Genomic DNA, 16,834 nt, shown 5'->3' on the forward strand with positions numbered 1-16,834 from the left:
CTCGGCCGCTAAAATCCTCAGCTCGCCCCTGTAGGGGGTGCTCCCGCCGATCCGTCCTCGACCCTGGAAACGTCCCAGTGAAGGGGGCGAAGCGGCCGAAATCCAGCCAGTCGTTCGACCTCGATGGTCCACCGATCGGCGCGTCCGCCCGCAAGCAGGACGGCGTGTATCGCATTTTCCAGCCCAAGGGCCAAACTCAAATCGTCCGCCGTGAACGCGCCGCAGATCTTGGCGGTCTGATGACGGGCCAGGGCGAGGATCTTTCCGCGCCCGTCGGCCGAGCCATCGGCGGCTTCCAGCACCCAGGCGGCCTTGCCCGCACGCAGGCTCGCCGCGGTTTTCTCGAAGCCGGATATAAGAACGCCTTCGCGCCGGGCAAGACCCAGCTGGTCGAGACAGCGCCTTGCCAGCAGCCGTTCGACGACATCGGCCAGGTCGGCCGGGGCGGTCAATTTGGTCTTGGCCGCGCGGGTGAAGCCGTTTTTCTTGACCGCCGCCTCGACCGAGGCGCGGCTGGCTTCGACCCACAGGCCGCGTCCGGGCAGTTTCCTGCCCAGGTCGGGGACCACCTGGCCATCGGGCCCGGCGACGAAACGGATCAGGCGAGATTCGTCCATGACCTCGTGAGAGACGAGGTCACGGCGTTCTCTATCGATCGTTGCGTCGCGCAAGCTCATATGTGGCCAGGTCTCCCATCACGCGTTCGACGGTTCGGCGTCGGACTCTTCGCCCTCGGCCGCGTCGTCTTCGGCAGGCGCGTCGCCGAACACCTGGTCCGGATCGTATTCGCCCTCGGCGTAGTCGCCCTCTTCTTCGTACTCTTCCGGCTCGGGCTGCGGCAGTTCCGAAGCGTCGATCCAGCCAGCGGCGACACGCGCCTGCAGGATCAGCAGCTCGGCGTCTTCCTGCGCCAGGTTGAAGCTTTCCAGCACGCCGGGGACCTTCACCCGCTCGCCGTTCTTGACCTCATAGCCGCCGCGGATTTCGTCGGTGGCCAGGTCGGCCAGATCCTCGACCGTCTTCACGCCGCCTTCGCCCAGGGCGACAGCCATGGGCAGGGTGACGCCCGGCACCTGAAGCACGCCGTCCTCGACGCCCAGTTCGACGCGCTTGGCGTCCAGCTCAGCGGCCTTCTTGTCCAGATATTCGCGGGCGCGGGCCTGAAGCTCTTCAGCGGTCTCTTCGTCGAAGCCTTCGATCTCGGAGACTTCATACGGATCGACATAGGCCAGGTCTTCGACGGTGGCGAAGCCTTCGGTAACCAGCAGCTGGGCGATGACTTCGTCGACGTCGAGGGCTTCCTGGAACAGGCCGGTGCGCTCGGCGAACTCGCGTTGACGGCGCTCGGAGTCCTGAGCCTCGGTGATGATATCGATCTGCCAGCCCGTCAGTTGCGAGGCCAGGCGGACGTTTTGGCCGCGACGGCCGATGGCCAGCGACAGCTGCTCGTCCGGCACGACCACTTCGACGCGGCCCGCTTCTTCGTCCAGCACGACCTTGGAGACTTCGGCCGGGGCCAGGGCGTTGACGATGAAGGTCGGCTCGTCCGGATTCCACTGGATGATGTCGATCTTCTCGCCCTGCAGTTCGGCGACGACCGCCTGAACGCGCGAGCCGCGCATGCCGACACAGGCGCCGACGGGGTCGATGGAGCTGTCGTTCGACAGGACGGCCATCTTGGCGCGCGAGCCCGAGTCACGGGCGGCGGCGCGGATCTCGATCACGCCGTCATAAACTTCCGGCACTTCCTGGGCGAACAGCTTGGCCATAAAGCCGGGATGGGCGCGCGACAGCATGACCTGCGGGCCCTTGGCCTCGGGGCGGACGTCGTAAATGTAGGTGCGGATCCGGTCGCCGATGTTGAACACTTCGCGCGGGATGGACTGGTCGCGGCGCATGACGCCTTCGCCCCGGCCCAGGTCGACGATGGTGTTGCCGTATTCGACGCGCTTGACCGTACCGTTGACGATCTCGCCGACGCGGTCCTTGAACTCTTCGTACTGGTTGGCGCGCTCGGCCTCGCGGACCTTTCCGGTCACGACCTGGCGGGCCATCTGGGTCTGAACCCGACCGAACTCGAACGGCGGCAGGTTTTCGACGTATTCCTTGCCGACCACCGCCTCCGGATCACGCTTGGAGGCGTCCTTCAGGCGCACCATAGCGCTGTCGTTGAACTCTTCCAGCTCGTCTTCCGGCATCCAGTCGTCTTCGACGATGGTGACGTGGCGGGTCAGCGACAGTTCGCCGGTCTTGTGGTCGATCTTGGCGCGGATGTCGTGGTGCGCGCCGTAGCGCGACTTGGCGCCCTTCTGGATCGCTTCTTCGATCGCCTCGATGACGATTTCGCGCTCGATGTTCTTCTCGCGGGCGACAGCCTCGGCGATCTGCAGCAGTTCGAGGCGGTTGGCGGAAATACCGGTGACGGCCATCAGGCGTTGTCCTCAGAAGGGGTCGTGGTGTCGGTTGTCAGGTCGGAGGCTTCCCCTTCGGGAAGGCCGTCGTCTTCAGGTTCGCCGCGTGCGGCGCGAATGGCGGCGCCCCGTTTCATCAGGGCGTCGGTCAGGACCAGCTTCGCGTCGCTCAGCCAGTCGAAGGGGATCAGGGCGGTGTCGTCCTCGCCGTCCAGGTCGATCAGGACGTTGCCGTCTTCATAGCCGGCCAGCACGCCCTTGAACCGCTTGCGGCCCTCGATCATCCGGTCGGTTTCCAGACGCGCCTCCTCGCCCTCGAACAGGTCGAAGTCGATGGGACGGGTCAGGGGCCGGTCGATGCCGGGCGACGAAACCTCCAGCATATATTCGCCGAGGATGGGATCGGCGGCGTCAAACACTTCCGACACCGCGCGGCTCAGCTTGGCGCATTGTTCGACCGAGATGTCGTGGTCAGACGGCCGCTCGGCCATGATCTGAAGGCGCTGACGCTTGGAGCCCGTCATCAGGCGCACGCGCACGACATCCAGGCCCAACGACTCCGCGATGGGGTCGATCAGGTCCAGCAGTTGGCGATCCTGGGCGGTTCTTGCGCGCAAGCGACGAATATCCAAAACAAAAGCGGCGGTCCGTCCGGGCCGCCGCTTGGAACGACGCCGTTGGACGCCGGTCTAACGATGTGAGCGCCATATAGGCCAACCGAAAAGGTTTGTCAGCCCCCCGCGATCAAACGCGCCGTCAGCGCGGCCCCAGATAGTCGCGCTTGCCGATCTCGACGCCCGCCGCGCGCAACAGGGCGTAGGTCATGGTGACGTGGAAAAAGAAGTTCGGCAGCGCAAACCCGGTCAGATAATCGACGCCGTTGAACTCGTGCTGCCCGCCGGGGAATTTCAGCACCACTTCGCGCGCCTCGGCGCCATCGAAGGCGTCGCGAGGCACGCTTTCGATATAGGCGATGGACAGAGCGATGGTGGCCTTCAGCTCGGCGAACGACGCTTCGGTATCGTCGGTCTTGGGCCAGTCCTGTCCGACCAGCCGGGCGACGCAGGCCCGCGCCGAAAACGCCGCCGTGCGCACCTGGGCTGGGAACGAGTTCATGTCCGGGGCGAGACGCGCCTCCATCAGGGCCGCCTCATCGAACCCCTGAGCAAGCGCCTTGTCGAGCAAGGCCGACAGATTGTTCAGCGTGCGCAAAAAAACGGGCGCCGAGGCGTCGTAGATCGAAAAGGCCATGGAGGTCAGGTCCGGTTGGAACGACCCATTAGCTGCTAATCAACGCGCCGATATTCAAGGAAGACCGGGGTCGTGTCGCCAAGCTTCTTTTCTTCGTAGCGCGTCACGACGTGATCGGCAGGCGGGACGAACCAGTCCTGATCCGCGGAGCCGATCCGCTCCAGTCCCGGCGTGCGGTTCAGCCGTTCCAAAGCCCATTCGGCGTAGTCCAGCCAATCGGTGACGAAGCGTAGGGTCCCGCCGGGCTTCAGGATGCGCGCGAAGGCCTGGGCCGTCTCGTTCTGCAGCAGGCGGCGCTTGTTGTGGCGCGCCTTGTGCCAGGGGTCGGGGAACAGGATCAGCACCCGGTCGACCGATGCGTCCGGCAGGGCGTCGACCAGGTCGCGCGCGTCGTCGGGATGGATGCGGACGTTCTTTAGTCCGCGCTCCTCCACGTGACGCAGGGCCGAGGCGACGCCGTTCAGGAAGGGCTCGCAGCCGATGACCAGCGCGTCGGGCCGCGTCGCCGCCTGGGCGGCCATATGCTCGCCGCCGCCGAAGCCGACCTCCAGCCAGACCTCGGTCGCCTCGGGCATCATCGTCTTGGGGTCCAGCGGCCCGGCCTTGGGATCGGGCACGGCGATCTGGGGCAGCAGGGTCTCCATCAGCGCCGCTTGGCGGGGCTTGATGGGGCGGGCCTTGATGCGGCCGAACGATCGCAGCGGGCGGTCGAGATGCGGGTTTTCGTCCTCGGGACGGTCATCGGCGTTCATGCGTCTGCCGTTAGCCGTCGCCGGCCAAAGCGTCCAGAACTAGCGTCCAGAAGACGAACGCCGAAACCTTTTGACGGTCGCGGCCGAACGCCCTTCTATGCCGATCACAAGCGGCGTCGGGGCTGACGCTTCGCGGGAGAGGGATTTCGATGATCGGACATCATCTGCGGGGCGTCAGCCTCGCGGCCATTACATGCGCCGTGCTGGGCCTGTCGGCCTGCGCCACCACCGGCCAGACGCCTGATGATAAGGCCGCGAGACCGTCGAAGGAGCGGACATTGGCCGCCGGTCTGGATCCCGCGACGACGCTGGATCCCTATCCCTCCACCTATCAGCCCTTGCCGCGCGAGAACTTCGCCGTGGTCGGCGCCACCGTCCTGACCGGCACGGATCGCAAGATCGAGAACGGCGTGGTCGTGGTCACGGACGGCAAGATCGCCGCCGTCGGCGACGCCTCGACCCCCGTCCCTTCCGGCTATCGCGTCGTCGAGGCGCGCGGCCGTTATGTCACCCCCGGCGTCATCGACGTGCACAGCCACCTGGGCGTCTATCCGTCGCCCGGCGTCAGCGGCATGAGCGACGGCAACGAGGCGACCAGCCCGAACACCGCCCAGGTCTGGGCCGAACATTCGCTGTGGCCCCAGGACCCCGGTTTCAACACCGCCCGCGCCGGCGGCGTGACTACGCTTCACATCCTGCCCGGCTCGGCCAATCTGTTCGGCGGCCGGGGCGTCACGATCCGCAACGTGCCCTCGATCACCATGCAGGGGCTGAAGTTCCCGGCCGCGCCCTATACGGTCAAGATGGCCTGCGGCGAGAACCCATCGCGCGTCTATGGCGGGCGCAACCAGAGCCCGGCGACGGGCATGGGCAATATGGCCGGCTATCGCGCCGCCTTCATCGCCGCGCGCGACTACAAGGCCAAATGGGACAAGTGGCGCGAGGACGGCGAAGGCGCCGCCCCGACCCGCAACCTGCAGAACGAAACCCTGATGGGCGTTCTGGACGGCTCGATCCTGATCCAGAACCACTGCTACCGCGCCGACGAGATGGCCTTGATGATGGATATGGCCAAGGAGTTCGGCTACCGCATCACCACCTTCCACCACGCCACCGAGGCCTACAAGCTGGCCCCCCAACTGGCCGCCAACGGCATCTGCGCGGCCATGTGGACCGGCTGGTGGGGCTTCAAGATGGAGGCCCTGGACGCCATTGAGGAGAACGCCGCTCTGGTCGACGCCCAGCAGGGATCGTGCGCCGTCATACACTCCGACGACGCCGAGCTGACCCAACGGTTAAACCAGGAAGCGGCCGCCGCCCTGTCGGCCGGTCGACGCGCCGGGCTGAACATTTCCGAAGAGCACGCCATCGGCTGGATCACCTCCAACGCCGCCAAGGCCATCGGCATCGCCGACCAGACCGGGTCGCTGGAGCCCGGCAAGCGCGCCGACGTGGTGATCTGGAGCGCCGATCCCTTCTCGATCTACGCCCGCGCCGATCAGGTCTTCATCGACGGCGCCCTGACCTTTGATCGCAGCAACCCCGCCTATCAGCCGACCAGCGACTTCGAACTGGGTCAGCCGGGCTATGGCCTGACCGCCGCCAACGTCACGGAAGGAGCGCGCTGATGCGCCTGTCTCACATCCTCGCGGGCGCCGTCGCGGCCCTGTCGCTCGCCGCCCCTGCTCTTGCGCAGGAAACCGTCGCCATCGTCGGCGGGCGCATCCTGACCGGCAACTCCGTCATCGAGAACGGCACGGTCGTGATCCGCGACGGCAAGATCGTCTCGGTGGGCGCAGGCGGCGCGCCGTCCGGCGCCCGCGTCATCGACGCGGCGGGCAAGACGGTCGCGCCTGGTTTCGTCGCCGTGGATTCCGGCCTTGCCGGCACCGAGGTCAGTTCGGTCAGCGGCACCAACGAACTGCGCAACAGCGCCAATACGCTCAGCGCCGCCTTCGACATCTCGTACGGTCTGGACCCCTGGTCCTTCACCCTGCCGGTGGCGCGGCTGGGCGGTATCACTCGCGCCATCGTCGTGCCCCAGCATCCCGGCTCGTCCGGCGGCCATGTCCATGAGGACGAGACGGCCGGCGCCGGCGACGGCGGCTATCAGACGCCGGGCCTGTTCGCAGGTCAGGCGGCGATCATCAATCTGGGCCAGGGCTCGAACATCCTGGTCAAGCCGCGCGTGGCCATGGTCGCCCCCTTCGGCGAAGCGGGCGCAGGCATCGCCGGCGGTGCGCGCGGGGCGCAGTTCGTCCTGTTCAAGGAGACTCTGTCGGAGGTCCGCCTCTATGCCCGCAACAAGTCGGCCTATGAGCGGGCAGGCCTGCGCGATCTCAGCCTGTCGCGCGCCGATCTTGAGGCTCTGATCCCCGTCGCCAACGGGACCATGCCGCTGATCGTGACCGTCCACCGCGCCTCGGATATTCAGCAGGTGCTGCGTCTGGCGCGCGAGGAAGGGATCAAACTGATCCTCGACGGCGCCGAGGAAGGCTGGCTGGTCGCCGGCGACATCGCTTCGGCCGGCGTGCCGGTGCTACTGAACCCCATCTCCAACCTGCCCAGCGATTTTGAGATGCGGGCGGCGCGGGCGGAAAACGCAGCGGCTCTGAACGCGGCGGGCGTCGTCATCGCCATCAAGGGCAACGAGGGCTCGACCCACCGCGCCCGCGAGGCCCGCTACAACGCCGGCAACGCCGTCTCGCACGGCCTGCCCTACGGCGCCGCCATCGCCGCCTTGACGATCAATCCGGCCAGGATCTTCGGCATGGCCGGGCAGTTCGGCCAGATCGCGCCGGGCGCAGCGGGTGACGTGGTGGTTTGGTCTGGCGATCCGCTGGAGCCGCTTAGCCAGCCGTCGGCCGTCTTCGTCAATGGCGTCGAACAACCCCTGACCAGCCGCCCGCTGATGCTGCGCGACCGCTATCGCCAGCAGACGCCGATGCCGCCGGCCTATCGCAACTGAGGACCGCTGCGGTCTGAAGGCAAAGGGCGGGGCCGCACGGTCCCGCCCTTTTTCATTGGCCGCGTCCGCGCTAGGTCAGGCCCATGCCCACCGTGCTCTACATCGACGCCGACGCCTGCCCCGTGAAGGAAGAGGTGTATCGCGTCGCCCGCCGCTATGGGCTGAAGACCTATGTCGTCTCCAACACCTGGATGCAGGTTCCGCGCGAGCCGCTGATCGAACAGGTGGTGGTGGACGCCGGCCCCGACATCGCCGACGACTGGATCGCTGAGCGGGCGGGCGTAGGCGACGTGGTCATTACCGCCGACATCCCCCTGGCGGACCGCTGTCTGAAGTCGGGCGCACAGGCGCTGAAGTCGAACGGCCAGCCCTTCACCCCGGACTCCATCGGCTCGGCCCTAGTGGGACGGATGGTGGGCGAGCATCTGCGGTCGATGGGTGTGGCGACCTCCGGCCCTCCGCCGTTCTCGGCCGCCGACCGTTCGCGTTTCTTGCAGGCGCTGGACCAGGCCGTGGTCAAGGCGCGCAAGGCGGCGACATGACCACCGTCATCCCCGAGGACGAGCTGGAGTTTCACTTCTACCGCGCTGGCGGTCCAGGCGGGCAGAACGTCAACAAGGTGTCGACCGCCGTTCAGATGCGGTTCGATGTGAAGAACTCGCCGTCGCTGACCGATCCGGTCAAGGCGCGGCTGATGAAGCTGGCCGGCAGTCGGTTGACGCTGGAGGGCGTGATCCTGATCACCGCCGTGCGTCATCGCACCCAGGAGCGCAATCGCACCGACGCCATCGAACGGCTTCAGGCGATGGTGGACGAGGCCTCGATCCGCCCCGTCTATCGCGTGCCGACACGCCCGACCAAGGCGTCAAAGGAACGCCGCCTCAAGGCCAAGACAAGCCGCGCCTCGATCAAGTCGGGGCGCGGCAAGCCTTCGCTGGACTGACGATTAGCTCTCGGCCGGGCGGAACAGCAGGGCCGCGATCTTGTCCTCGGCGTCGAAGCCGATCAGCCATTCGGTGACCTGATTGTCGAAGGTGACCTTGAACATCTGGGCCTCGCCTTCCTGCTTGACGTATTCGACCGTCTTGACGGCGCCGAAGCCCTTGATCAGCGGGACCACCTGGGCCTCCTGCTGACGGATCTGGGTTCCGAGGCCGGTCGTGAAATCCGAATAGTCAAAACCGGTCCCCTGGGCGCTGGCGATCACGGCGCGCAGCGCCTCTTCCGAACGGGCGATGTCGGGAGCCTGGGCGGCGGACGCCGTTGCGGGCGCCGTTGCGGGCGCAGCGGCAGAGCGGGCTTGAGGCGCTGCGGCTTGAGCCGGGCGGTCGAAGCCGTTCGGCACAGCGCCGGCGGCGGCCTGAGCCAAGGCGGGCATGGGCGCCAGCAGCACGGCGGCTGCGATAGCGGTCTTCATCAAGGTCGGCTTCATAGCGAAAGCTCCGGTCAGGTCAGATAGGGCCAGAGCGAAAGGCCCAGGGCCGCCAAAGCCGCGATGACCGCGACCGTGACTGAAGCCGTCACCCAAGCCGGAGTTCCCGACTTTTCGATGACCACCGCCGCCGGGCGCGGCGGCTCCTGAACCAGGCGCGAGATGGCGCGGGCGGCGGCGATCATTTCGTTGATCGCATCACGCGCCTGTGCCTGCGGTCCCAGCTCGCGGCGGATCCAGCGTTCGACCACCGGCTGGGCGGCCTTCCACAGATCGTGATCGGGTTGCAGCCGCCGCGCCACGCCCTCGACCGAGACCATGGTCTTTTGCAGCAGGATCAATTCGGGCCGCAGCCGCATGTCGAACAGGGCGGTGATCTCGAACAACTGGCCCAACAGCCGGCCCATCGACACCTGGCTGGCGGCGCGGCCGATCACCGGCTCGCCCACCGCGCGCAGAGCCTGGGCGAAGGTCTCCACCGAGTGGTGCGGCGGGACGTAGCCGGCCTCGAAATGCACGCGCGAAATCCGGTCGTAGTCGCGACTGATGAAGCCCCACAGGATCTCGGCCAGATAGCGCCGCTCCGCCGGTCCCAATCGCCCGACAATGCCGAAGTCGATCGCCGTCAGATGAGCCGGCGCGCTGGCGAACAGATTGCCCTCGTGCAGATCGGCGTGGAACACCCCGTGGTCCAACGCCTGCACCAGAAAGGCGCGCACGACATTGTCGGCCAGCTGATCCTTGTCCAATCCTGGCAGGTCCGTAAGCGCCGGATCCGTCATGGGCACGCCTTGCGCCCACTCCAGCGTCAGCACGCGCTTGCCCACCCCGTCCCAGATCACGGCCGGCGCGGACATGTATCCGTCCTTGGCCAGCACCTCGGCCATCTCGCTGGCGGCGGCGGCCTCCAGCCGCATGTCCAACTCCAGATCCAGCGAGTTGGCGATGGTCTCGACAAAGGCCGACGGCTCGAGCCGCCGCGCCATCGGCACGAGCCGCCAGACCAGCCGCGCGGCCAGACGCATCGAATCCAGGCCATTGGCGACCCGCCGCTCGACTCCCGGGCGCAGCACCTTGACCGCGACGGCCCGCCCATCGGCAAGGGTCGCGCGGTGCGCCTGGGCCAGGGAGGCGGCGGCGACCGGCGGACTGAGGTCGATGAACAGACTTTCGGCCGGACGACCCAGCGACTTCTCGATCTCGCGCCGCGCCTCTTCCAGAGAGAAAGCCGGCAAAGCGTCCTTTAACCGACCCAGATCACGCGCGAATTCCAGCCCGAAGATATCGGCGCGCGTGGCCAGGACCTGGCCCAGTTTGATCGCCACAGGGCCCAGATGTTCGAACGCCTTGCCCAGCCTCTGGCCCGGCCGACCCTGACGTCCTGCGCGACCCGAGAACAGTTGCACGAACCGGGCGAACGGTCGCGTCCACGCCGGCAGCAGATGGGTCACCTCGCGCGGGATCAGGGCGTCATGACGCGCCAAGACCCATAGCCAGCCCAGCAGGCGCAGGAAGGACGCAACCGGGTTCTGGACCGCGACCGTCGCGGGCGGCGGCGGGGCCGTGCGATATATCCGGCTGGTCAGATCGCCCACCCGTGATGGATGGCGGCGATCCCGCCCGACAGATTGGTGACGGACACGCGGCGGAAGCCGGCGTCCTCGATCATGCCCTTGAACGTATTCTGATCGGGGAACCGACGGATGCTCTCGACCAGATACTGATAGCTGTCGCGATCCTTGGCGACCCAGCCGCCGATGCGCGGAATGGCGTGGAAGGACCAGGCGTCATAGACCTTGCGGATCGGCGTGGTGGTGGGGCGCGAGAACTCCAGGCACAGGAACCGACCGCCCGGCTTCAGCACCCGGCGCGCCTCGGCCAAGGCCTTGTCGATATGGGCCACGTTGCGGATGCCGAAACTGATCGAATAGGCGTCGACTGAGGCGTCAGCTAGCGGCAGGTTCATGGCGTCGCCGACGCTCCACTGCATCTCCGGTTCGCCGCCCTTGTGGACGCCGGCCAGGATCATCTCGGCGTTGTAGTCCAGCACGATGACATTGGCGTCCTCGCCGCCGCGCCGCTCCTGCGCCGCGCGCGCCATCCTGGAATAGCGACGCGCCATGTCGCCGGTGCCGCCCGCGACGTCCAGAATGGTCTCGCCCGGACGCGGGTTCAGCTTGGCGGCGGCGATGTCCTTCCAGATGCGGTGGACGCCGACGCTCATCAGGTCGTTCATCACGTCGTAGTTGGAGGCGACGGAATCGAAGACCCCGCGCACCATCTTCACCTTCTCGCGCGCATCCACGTCGCGAAAGCCGAAGGAGGAACGATCACCCGACGAATGCGGGCCGTGGGAGGAGGCGTCGGTCATAGTCGTCGTCTAGCGCGTCGCAGCGCCCCCGTCATCCAATGAGACACCCGATCAGGCCGCTTCGGGCTGCGGCAGTTTCAAATCCTTCATCACGTCGCGCATCAGGCCGTAACAGCCGCACGACGCCGCCTCCAGACCGTCGCGATCCAGCACCCTGACCCAGCCGCGTCCCCGCTGGATCAGCGACTTGCGCTCCAGCACTGTGCCGACCTCCGACACCGTGGCGCGACGCACGCCCAGCATACCGGCGATATCGGCCTGCGTCAGATCGATCCGGTCGTCCTCGGCCCGGTCGTGAAGCATCAGCAGCCAGCGGGCCAACCGTTCGTCCAGCCGATGCTGGGCGTTGCAAGCGGCCGCCTGTTGCACCTGCGCCATCAAACCTTCGGTGAAGCGCGACAGGGCCGAGCGCAGCGTCTCGCTGTCCTCCAGCGCCTCGCCGAACACCTCGGCCGAGCAATGGGCCGCGATCCCGTCGCGTTGGGAAATGGCCCGACTGGCGGCGCGGGCGTTGAACGGTCCGCAGGTGACGCCGATCAGGCCTTCGCGCCCTATGGCGGCCGTCTCCACCATCTTGTCATCCGGCAGGATGGTCATCAGCGACACCACGCCCTTGATCGGAAACCACACCTGATCGACCGCCTCGCCGGCGTCATAGAGCATCTGGCCGCGTGTGATCTCGCGCTCTTTCAAATGCGGTTCGATCCGCTTGCGGTCGGCCGCATCCAGAGCGGCGATCCAGAGATTTTCCATCCTAACCCCGCTGGCGACCGATGACGCCGAAGAGCGACGATCGCTGCTCGATCAATGCACAAGCTTGACCATGGGTTCCCTGGACGGATCCGCGCGGCTTCGCCGCTTGCCGCCATCCATCAGGCGCCCTACGCCAAAGAAAAAGAGGAAACGCGATGACCGACACACGGCTTGACGTAGCGGAAACGCTGAAGGATTTGCCCGCCTGGCGAGCGCATGACGGCGATCGCCCGGCCATCACGCGGACGCTGACGTTCGCGGATTTCAACGGCGCCTTCGGCTTCATGACCCGCGTCGCCCTGATGGCCGACAAGATGGACCACCATCCCGAATGGTCGAATGTCTACGACCGCGTCGAGATCCTGCTCACGACCCACGACGCCGATGGCGTGACGGACAAGGACGTGACCTTGGCCCGCTTCATTGACGACGCCGCCGCCGGTATGGGGGTGAAGTCGTGAGCGGCGCCGCGCATCCCGGCCGCGTCGCCGGCAAGACCGCCCTGATCACCGGCGCGGCCGGCGGTCTGGGTGAAGCCATGGCCTTCATGCTGGCCCGCGAAGGCGCCCGCGTCGCCGTCACCGACATCGACGCCGCACGCGCTCAAGCCTTGGCGAGCCGGATCAATGCGGAAATTCCGGACGCCGCCTTCGCCTATCCCCACGACGTGGCCAGCGAGGCCGAATGGGAAGGCGTGATCGCCGCCGCCGTCGCCGATCTCGGCGGCCTGTCGGTGCTGGTCAACAACGCCGGCGTTGGCGGCCCGCTGGCCTTCGTCGAACAGGACACGATCGAGAACTGGCAGCGTCAGTACGAGATCAATCTGCGCTCCATCATGCTGGGGGCCAAACACGCCATGCCGCATCTGCGCGCCTCGGCTCCGGCCTCGATCATCAACATCTCCTCGATTGCAGGGCTCGCGGCCGCCCCCGGCATGGGCGCCTATAACGCCACCAAGGCGGCGGTCTGGATGTACACCAAGACCCTGGCGCTTGAGGCCGCCAAGGCCGAATGGAACGTACGCTGCAATTCGGTCCATCCCGTCTTCATCAAGACGCCGATCCTGGATCCCTTCATCGCCATGGCCGGCGGGGACGAGGACAAGGCGCACGAGCGCCTCGCGCGTGGCATTCCCCTGAAGCGGATCGGAGAACCCGACGACGTCGCCTACTGCGTCCTCTATCTGGCGTCCGACGAATCCAAGTTCGTCACGGGGTCCGAGTTCAAGATCGACGGCGGCATGACGGCGCAGTAGGGCGCGAGCGCCCTACTGCTTTCTTTTTGGGCCTATCGCGCTTCGCGCTCCTTGAGGCCGTTGGCCTTCCTTGTCGGTGATTGATGGCGGCCATCCGGTCGTCATCCGCGCATTCGGGATTGAGGCCGCTTGCGCCATGCTGTAAGCGGCCTGTTCCGGCGTCGCGCCGGCCGACGCACCCGTAGCTCAGCTGGATAGAGTGCTGCCCTCCGAAGGCAGAGGTCACAGGTTCGAATCCTGTCGGGTGCGCCATTTTCCCCTTCAAGATAGTCCACGACTCGTCTCCGGCCGGCGGCGCCACTAGAGACCCGCCCGACACAAAATCGTCGTCGGGTTCTTGATTGCGCAAAGCCTATGTGACGTTATCTCGTAACAAGTCACTTCCTCCCCAGGCTGAGAGTTTTTCCATGCGTCCCTCAAGCGTCTCGCGATCCCTGCTCATGGCGGCCGCAGGCTCCACGATTCTGGCAGGCGCCGCCGCCGCGCAGTCCGCTCCGCAAGCCCCGGCGGAGTTGGGCGATATCATCGTCACGGGCGCGCCCTATGGCATCAGCCAGCGGGCCTCGGTGATCGCGACGGACGTGGTGGACGAACAGACCCTGGCCACGGCGCCGGCGGCCTCGCTCGGCGATATGCTGAGCGGGCGTCCAGGCATCCGTTCGACCGACTTTGCGCCGGGCGCCAGCCGGCCCGTCATTCGCGGCCTCAGCGGCCCGCGCGTCCAGGTGCTGACCAACGGCATCGGTCTGATCGACGCGAGCTCTGTCTCGCCCGACCACGCCGTGGCCACCGATCCGGCCGAGGCCAATCGTATCGAGATCATTCGCGGGCCCGCGACGCTGGTCTATGGCGGCTCGGCCATTGGCGGCGTGGTCAATGTTCTGGACGATCGCATCCCCACCGAAATCCCCGAGGGCGGCGTGTCCGGCGTGGTCTCCACCCAGGCGTCCAGCGTCGATGACGGCCGCAGCGCCTTCGGACGCGTGACCGTCGGCGGGGGAAACTTCGCCTTCAACGTCGATGGGGTGAAGCGCAAGACCGACGACTATGACATCCCCGCCCCGGCCATTTCCGCCAGGCGCGCCGCCGCCGAAGGCCTTGCGCGCGAGGACACCGGAACCCAGCCCAACAGCTATACCGACCTGGAAGCCTGGGGCGTCGGCGGTTCCTACATCGGCGACAAGGGCTTCGGCGGGGTCTCCTACAAGAACACCGACAGCGAATACGGCACGGTCGCCGAGGAATCGGTCTTCATCAAGCTGAACCAAAAGCGGTGGGACGCGCGCGGCGAATACCGTTTCGACAGCGGCCCCTTCTCGGTCCTGCGCGGCTCCTATGGCCATGCCGACTATACTCACACCGAGTTCGAGGCCGTGGGCGAGCCGGGCACGATCTTCAACTCGGATGGCTGGGAAGGCCGTGCGGACCTCGTGCAGCGCGAACGCAACGGCTGGAACGGCGCCGTCGGGGTCCAAGCCCTGTCGCGTAACTTCGAGGCGATCGGCGAGGAGGCCTTCGTGCCCAGCGTCAAGATCGACGAACTGGGCCTCTATACGGTGCAGCGGCTGGACCTCGGCAATCATGGTTTCGAGGGCGGCCTGCGCTATGACCGGCGCGAACTCAGCGGCACGCCTATCGGCGGCGCCAGCGAAGTCACGCGCGAGTTCGACAACTGGTCGGCATCCGCCGCCGCCTTTATCCGCCCGGCCGCCGGACTGTTCCTGGGCCTCAGCCTGGCCCACAACGAACGCGCGCCCAGCGAGGTCGAGCTGTTCGCCGACGGCGTCCACATCGCCACCGCCGCCTACGAGACTGGCGACCTGACGCTGAACTCCGAGAAGGTGACGACGCTGGAGGGCACCGCCCACTATGACCGCGGCCGGTTCACCGGCGATCTGCACGTTTATCACTCCTGGTATAACGGCTTCATCGACGAACGGCCGACGGGCGACCAGTTCTATTTCGAGGAAGAGGACGAGTTCTTCCCCATCTATCGGTTCGTCCAGACCGACGCGAAGTTCTATGGCTTCGAGCTGGAAGGCGCCTATGCGCTTTGGCAGGACGGCGATCGCAAACTGTCGCTGGAAGGCGCGGCCGACTATGTCCACGCCCAGACAGACTTCGGCCCTGCCGCGCGCATCCCGCCCTACTCCGTCACCGGACGTCTGGCCTGGACATCGACCAAGTTCGACGCCAGCGCCGAGGTTCGCCACGTCGGAGAACAGGACCGCGTCGCCAACGCGTTCGAACTGCCGACCGACGACTACACCCTGGTCAACGCTTCGGTCGCGGTCCGCCCCTTCGCCCAGCAGAACGTCACCCTGTTCGCCGAGGCGCGGAACCTGACGGACGAGGAAGCCCGCGAACACGTGTCCTTCCTCAAGGACATCGCCCCTCTGCCGGGGCGCAACCTTCGGGTCGGCGTCGCCTACCGCTTCTGACGAACATCGAGAGCCTTCGGCGCAGCCTTGGTTGCGCCGAAGGCTCACACGCGTCGGCGAACGCGAACCGCCAACGTGCGTTGATCGCCCATGACCGACAAAAAACCCCGCAAAGTCCCGATCGGCTACGAAGACCGGCCCGACAAGCCGACTCGCGGCGCCTTTCGTATCACGGCCCTCGCCATAGCGGCCGCAGCCGTCGTCTTCTTGACGCTGATCGCGGTCGTCGTCATGCGAAGCGGCGGGATCTAGTCGCGCTCCAACAGCGTGCCTAGCTTCTGTTAGGCCTAGTCTGCTCATCGTCCTTCTGAGACGCTTGAGCTTTTCGCCAACGGGCTTGTCGCCGATCCGCGTATCACCTCGCCCAGCGCGCGGTTTGATTCTCGTCGTGATGCGAGCTTGCCCGGGGTGCCTCGAGCTTCTGCGAATGTCGGCTTCAGCTGGCGTCGTCCGCTGGGCGAGCGTCTTCACCTTTTGGCCGACGGCGGCCTTTCCTACATCGGCGCGTCGCGCCTGACGTTTGACGGACGCCAGCAGTATCGAATGGGCGATTACGGCACGGGAAGACTGGCCTTTGGCGTCGAGGCGTCAGCATGGACCGCTACCGTCTTCGTGGACAATCTATTCGACACCGAAGCCAACACGTTCGCCTACAGCGACCCTTTCCGCCTGCCGGACGCCCAGGCCATCACTCCGCTGCGTCCGCGCACGATCGGCGTGACGCTGAGGTGGATGCCGCGATAGGGCTAACCGTCAGGTCTGGCGGTTAGCGCGTCGGCGACTGTTCGCTAGACAGCAGAAAGCCCCACGGCTTTGAGCGGTGGGGCTTTTTGGTGTTTTGGGTGCGGGAGTAGGATTTGAACCTACGACCTTCAGGTTATGAGCCTGACGAGCTACCGGGCTGCTCCATCCCGCGGCAAACGGTAGTGTCGGAAAGGAAGAACGGTTCGAGAAGATATCATGTGTGCTTGGTAGACCCGGCGACGACCTACTCTCCCGCGCCTTGAGACGAAGTACCATTGGCTCTGGAGGGCTTAACGACCGAGTTCGGAATGGGATCGGGTGGGGAACCTCCGACATAGTCACCAGGTCAACCAAGCACACATGAGAAGAAGACATTGTCTGCGATCGTTCTGGTCTGAACGATCATCGAATGAGTTTTGCTGAGAAACGATCAAACCGATCGGATTATTAGTACCA

18 protein-coding genes, 2 tRNA genes and 1 rRNA gene are annotated in these 16,834 nt (G+C 66.3%); 10 read left to right on the forward strand and 11 right to left on the reverse strand.

Annotation, left to right across the window (positions count from 1 at the left end; translation table 11 throughout):
* Positions 1 to 17 precede the first annotated feature (17 nt).
* The 5 genes from QRN13_RS12220 to trmB form a co-directional block, all read right to left on the reverse strand.
* Positions 18 to 677, reverse strand: coding sequence for an RNA-binding protein (locus QRN13_RS12220; protein WP_165114580.1), 660 nt, complete (start codon positions 675 to 677; stop codon positions 18 to 20).
* 18 nt (positions 678 to 695) lie between these two features.
* Positions 696 to 2,429, reverse strand: a complete 1,734-nt coding sequence (nusA, locus tag QRN13_RS12225; protein WP_165114583.1) for a transcription termination factor NusA — start codon at positions 2,427 to 2,429, stop codon at positions 696 to 698.
* Entirely contained in the window at positions 2,429 to 3,028 is a 600-nt protein-coding gene (rimP, locus tag QRN13_RS12230) for a ribosome maturation factor RimP (protein ID WP_284878109.1), read from the reverse strand. The genes nusA and rimP overlap by 1 nt, the downstream gene beginning before the upstream one ends.
* Before the next feature lie 139 nt (positions 3,029 to 3,167).
* Positions 3,168 to 3,662 (reverse strand): DUF1993 domain-containing protein, encoded by a 495-nt coding sequence (locus QRN13_RS12235; RefSeq protein WP_284878110.1) that lies wholly within the window; start codon positions 3,660 to 3,662, stop codon positions 3,168 to 3,170.
* 35 nt (positions 3,663 to 3,697) lie between these two features.
* On the reverse strand, positions 3,698 to 4,414 hold the full coding sequence (gene trmB, locus QRN13_RS12240) for a tRNA (guanosine(46)-N7)-methyltransferase TrmB (RefSeq protein WP_284878111.1): 717 nt from the start codon (positions 4,412 to 4,414) through the stop codon (positions 3,698 to 3,700).
* Positions 4,415 to 4,563: 149 nt separating this feature from the next.
* Here trmB and QRN13_RS12245 point away from each other — a divergent pair, with 149 nt between their 5' ends.
* The 4 genes from QRN13_RS12245 (at position 4,564) to arfB (ending at position 8,325) form a co-directional block, all read left to right on the forward strand.
* The gene (locus QRN13_RS12245; protein ID WP_284878112.1) at positions 4,564 to 6,042 is read left to right on the forward strand and encodes an amidohydrolase; all 1,479 of its coding nucleotides are present in this window, start codon (positions 4,564 to 4,566) and stop codon (positions 6,040 to 6,042) included.
* Entirely contained in the window at positions 6,042 to 7,382 is a 1,341-nt protein-coding gene (locus QRN13_RS12250) for an amidohydrolase family protein (RefSeq protein WP_284878113.1), read from the forward strand. The genes QRN13_RS12245 and QRN13_RS12250 overlap by 1 nt, the downstream gene beginning before the upstream one ends.
* A gap of 83 nt (positions 7,383 to 7,465) precedes the next feature.
* On the forward strand, positions 7,466 to 7,924 hold the full coding sequence (locus QRN13_RS12255; protein ID WP_284878114.1) for a YaiI/YqxD family protein: 459 nt from the start codon (positions 7,466 to 7,468) through the stop codon (positions 7,922 to 7,924).
* Entirely contained in the window at positions 7,921 to 8,325 is a 405-nt protein-coding gene (arfB, locus tag QRN13_RS12260) for an alternative ribosome rescue aminoacyl-tRNA hydrolase ArfB (protein WP_284878115.1), read from the forward strand. The genes QRN13_RS12255 and arfB overlap by 4 nt, the downstream gene beginning before the upstream one ends.
* 3 nt (positions 8,326 to 8,328) lie before the next feature.
* Here arfB and QRN13_RS12265 read toward each other — a convergent pair whose 3' ends face one another.
* From QRN13_RS12265 to QRN13_RS12280, 4 genes are read right to left on the reverse strand one after another with little or no spacing between them, the layout of a single operon-like run.
* Complete coding sequence (locus QRN13_RS12265; RefSeq protein WP_284878116.1) at positions 8,329 to 8,814, reverse strand: hypothetical protein; 486 nt, start codon at positions 8,812 to 8,814, stop codon at positions 8,329 to 8,331.
* A gap of 14 nt (positions 8,815 to 8,828) precedes the next feature.
* Complete coding sequence (gene ubiB, locus QRN13_RS12270) at positions 8,829 to 10,409, reverse strand: 2-polyprenylphenol 6-hydroxylase (protein ID WP_284878117.1); 1,581 nt, start codon at positions 10,407 to 10,409, stop codon at positions 8,829 to 8,831.
* On the reverse strand, positions 10,397 to 11,185 hold the full coding sequence (locus tag QRN13_RS12275; RefSeq protein WP_284878118.1) for a class I SAM-dependent methyltransferase: 789 nt from the start codon (positions 11,183 to 11,185) through the stop codon (positions 10,397 to 10,399). Before QRN13_RS12275 ends, ubiB begins: the two co-directional genes overlap by 13 nt.
* A 51-nt stretch (positions 11,186 to 11,236) precedes the next feature.
* Positions 11,237 to 11,938: a Crp/Fnr family transcriptional regulator gene (locus tag QRN13_RS12280; protein WP_055754686.1), complete on the reverse strand. Its 702-nt coding sequence runs from the start codon at positions 11,936 to 11,938 to the stop codon at positions 11,237 to 11,239.
* Positions 11,939 to 12,093: 155 nt separating this feature from the next.
* Between QRN13_RS12280 and QRN13_RS12285 the strand changes: the two genes are divergently transcribed.
* The 6 genes from QRN13_RS12285 to QRN13_RS12310 all read left to right on the forward strand — a co-directional run bounded on the left by QRN13_RS12285 (position 12,094) and on the right by QRN13_RS12310 (position 16,378).
* Positions 12,094 to 12,399, forward strand: coding sequence for a 4a-hydroxytetrahydrobiopterin dehydratase (locus QRN13_RS12285; RefSeq protein WP_284878119.1), 306 nt, complete (start codon positions 12,094 to 12,096; stop codon positions 12,397 to 12,399).
* Positions 12,396 to 13,193: an SDR family oxidoreductase gene (locus tag QRN13_RS12290; protein WP_284878120.1), complete on the forward strand. Its 798-nt coding sequence runs from the start codon at positions 12,396 to 12,398 to the stop codon at positions 13,191 to 13,193. Before QRN13_RS12285 ends, QRN13_RS12290 begins: the two co-directional genes overlap by 4 nt.
* A 175-nt stretch (positions 13,194 to 13,368) precedes the next feature.
* Positions 13,369 to 13,445, forward strand: a tRNA-Arg gene (locus QRN13_RS12295).
* Positions 13,446 to 13,600: 155 nt separating this feature from the next.
* The gene (locus QRN13_RS12300) at positions 13,601 to 15,634 is read left to right on the forward strand and encodes a TonB-dependent receptor (RefSeq protein ID WP_284878121.1); all 2,034 of its coding nucleotides are present in this window, start codon (positions 13,601 to 13,603) and stop codon (positions 15,632 to 15,634) included.
* 90 nt (positions 15,635 to 15,724) lie between these two features.
* Positions 15,725 to 15,886: a hypothetical protein gene (locus QRN13_RS12305; protein ID WP_284878122.1), complete on the forward strand. Its 162-nt coding sequence runs from the start codon at positions 15,725 to 15,727 to the stop codon at positions 15,884 to 15,886.
* Positions 15,887 to 16,042: 156 nt separating this feature from the next.
* Positions 16,043 to 16,378, forward strand: a complete 336-nt coding sequence (locus QRN13_RS12310; RefSeq protein WP_350224847.1) for a TonB-dependent receptor — start codon at positions 16,043 to 16,045, stop codon at positions 16,376 to 16,378.
* A 95-nt stretch (positions 16,379 to 16,473) separates the two neighbouring features.
* Here QRN13_RS12310 and QRN13_RS12315 read toward each other — a convergent pair.
* Positions 16,474 to 16,550: transfer RNA gene (locus QRN13_RS12315), tRNA-Met, on the reverse strand.
* 59 nt (positions 16,551 to 16,609) lie between these two features.
* Positions 16,610 to 16,724: ribosomal RNA gene (rrf, locus tag QRN13_RS12320) — 5S ribosomal RNA — on the reverse strand.
* Between the last annotated feature and the right edge of the window lie 110 nt (positions 16,725 to 16,834).

Source organism: Brevundimonas sp. MEB006b (assembly GCF_030209705.1).
Lineage (GTDB): Bacteria > Pseudomonadota > Alphaproteobacteria > Caulobacterales > Caulobacteraceae > Brevundimonas.

Bases quoted from the DNA above. Each gene is read 5' to 3' on its own strand.
- QRN13_RS12220 (WP_165114580.1), bottom strand. From the start codon at position 677: ATGAGCTTGCGCGACGCAACGATCGATAGAGAACGCCGTGACCTCGTC.
- nusA (WP_165114583.1), bottom strand. From the start codon at position 2,429: ATGGCCGTCACCGGTATTTCCGCCAACCGCCTCGAACTGCTGCAGATC.
- QRN13_RS12235 (WP_284878110.1), bottom strand. From the start codon at position 3,662: ATGGCCTTTTCGATCTACGACGCCTCGGCGCCCGTTTTTTTGCGCACG.
- trmB (WP_284878111.1), bottom strand. From the start codon at position 4,414: ATGAACGCCGATGACCGTCCCGAGGACGAAAACCCGCATCTCGACCGC.
- QRN13_RS12245 (WP_284878112.1), top strand. From the start codon at position 4,564: ATGATCGGACATCATCTGCGGGGCGTCAGCCTCGCGGCCATTACATGC.
- QRN13_RS12250 (WP_284878113.1), top strand. From the start codon at position 6,042: ATGCGCCTGTCTCACATCCTCGCGGGCGCCGTCGCGGCCCTGTCGCTC.
- QRN13_RS12255 (WP_284878114.1), top strand. From the start codon at position 7,466: ATGCCCACCGTGCTCTACATCGACGCCGACGCCTGCCCCGTGAAGGAA.
- arfB (WP_284878115.1), top strand. From the start codon at position 7,921: ATGACCACCGTCATCCCCGAGGACGAGCTGGAGTTTCACTTCTACCGC.
- QRN13_RS12265 (WP_284878116.1), bottom strand. From the start codon at position 8,814: ATGAAGCCGACCTTGATGAAGACCGCTATCGCAGCCGCCGTGCTGCTG.
- QRN13_RS12275 (WP_284878118.1), bottom strand. From the start codon at position 11,185: ATGACCGACGCCTCCTCCCACGGCCCGCATTCGTCGGGTGATCGTTCC.
- QRN13_RS12280 (WP_055754686.1), bottom strand. From the start codon at position 11,938: ATGGAAAATCTCTGGATCGCCGCTCTGGATGCGGCCGACCGCAAGCGG.
- QRN13_RS12285 (WP_284878119.1), top strand. From the start codon at position 12,094: ATGACCGACACACGGCTTGACGTAGCGGAAACGCTGAAGGATTTGCCC.
- QRN13_RS12300 (WP_284878121.1), top strand. From the start codon at position 13,601: ATGCGTCCCTCAAGCGTCTCGCGATCCCTGCTCATGGCGGCCGCAGGC.
- QRN13_RS12305 (WP_284878122.1), top strand. From the start codon at position 15,725: ATGACCGACAAAAAACCCCGCAAAGTCCCGATCGGCTACGAAGACCGG.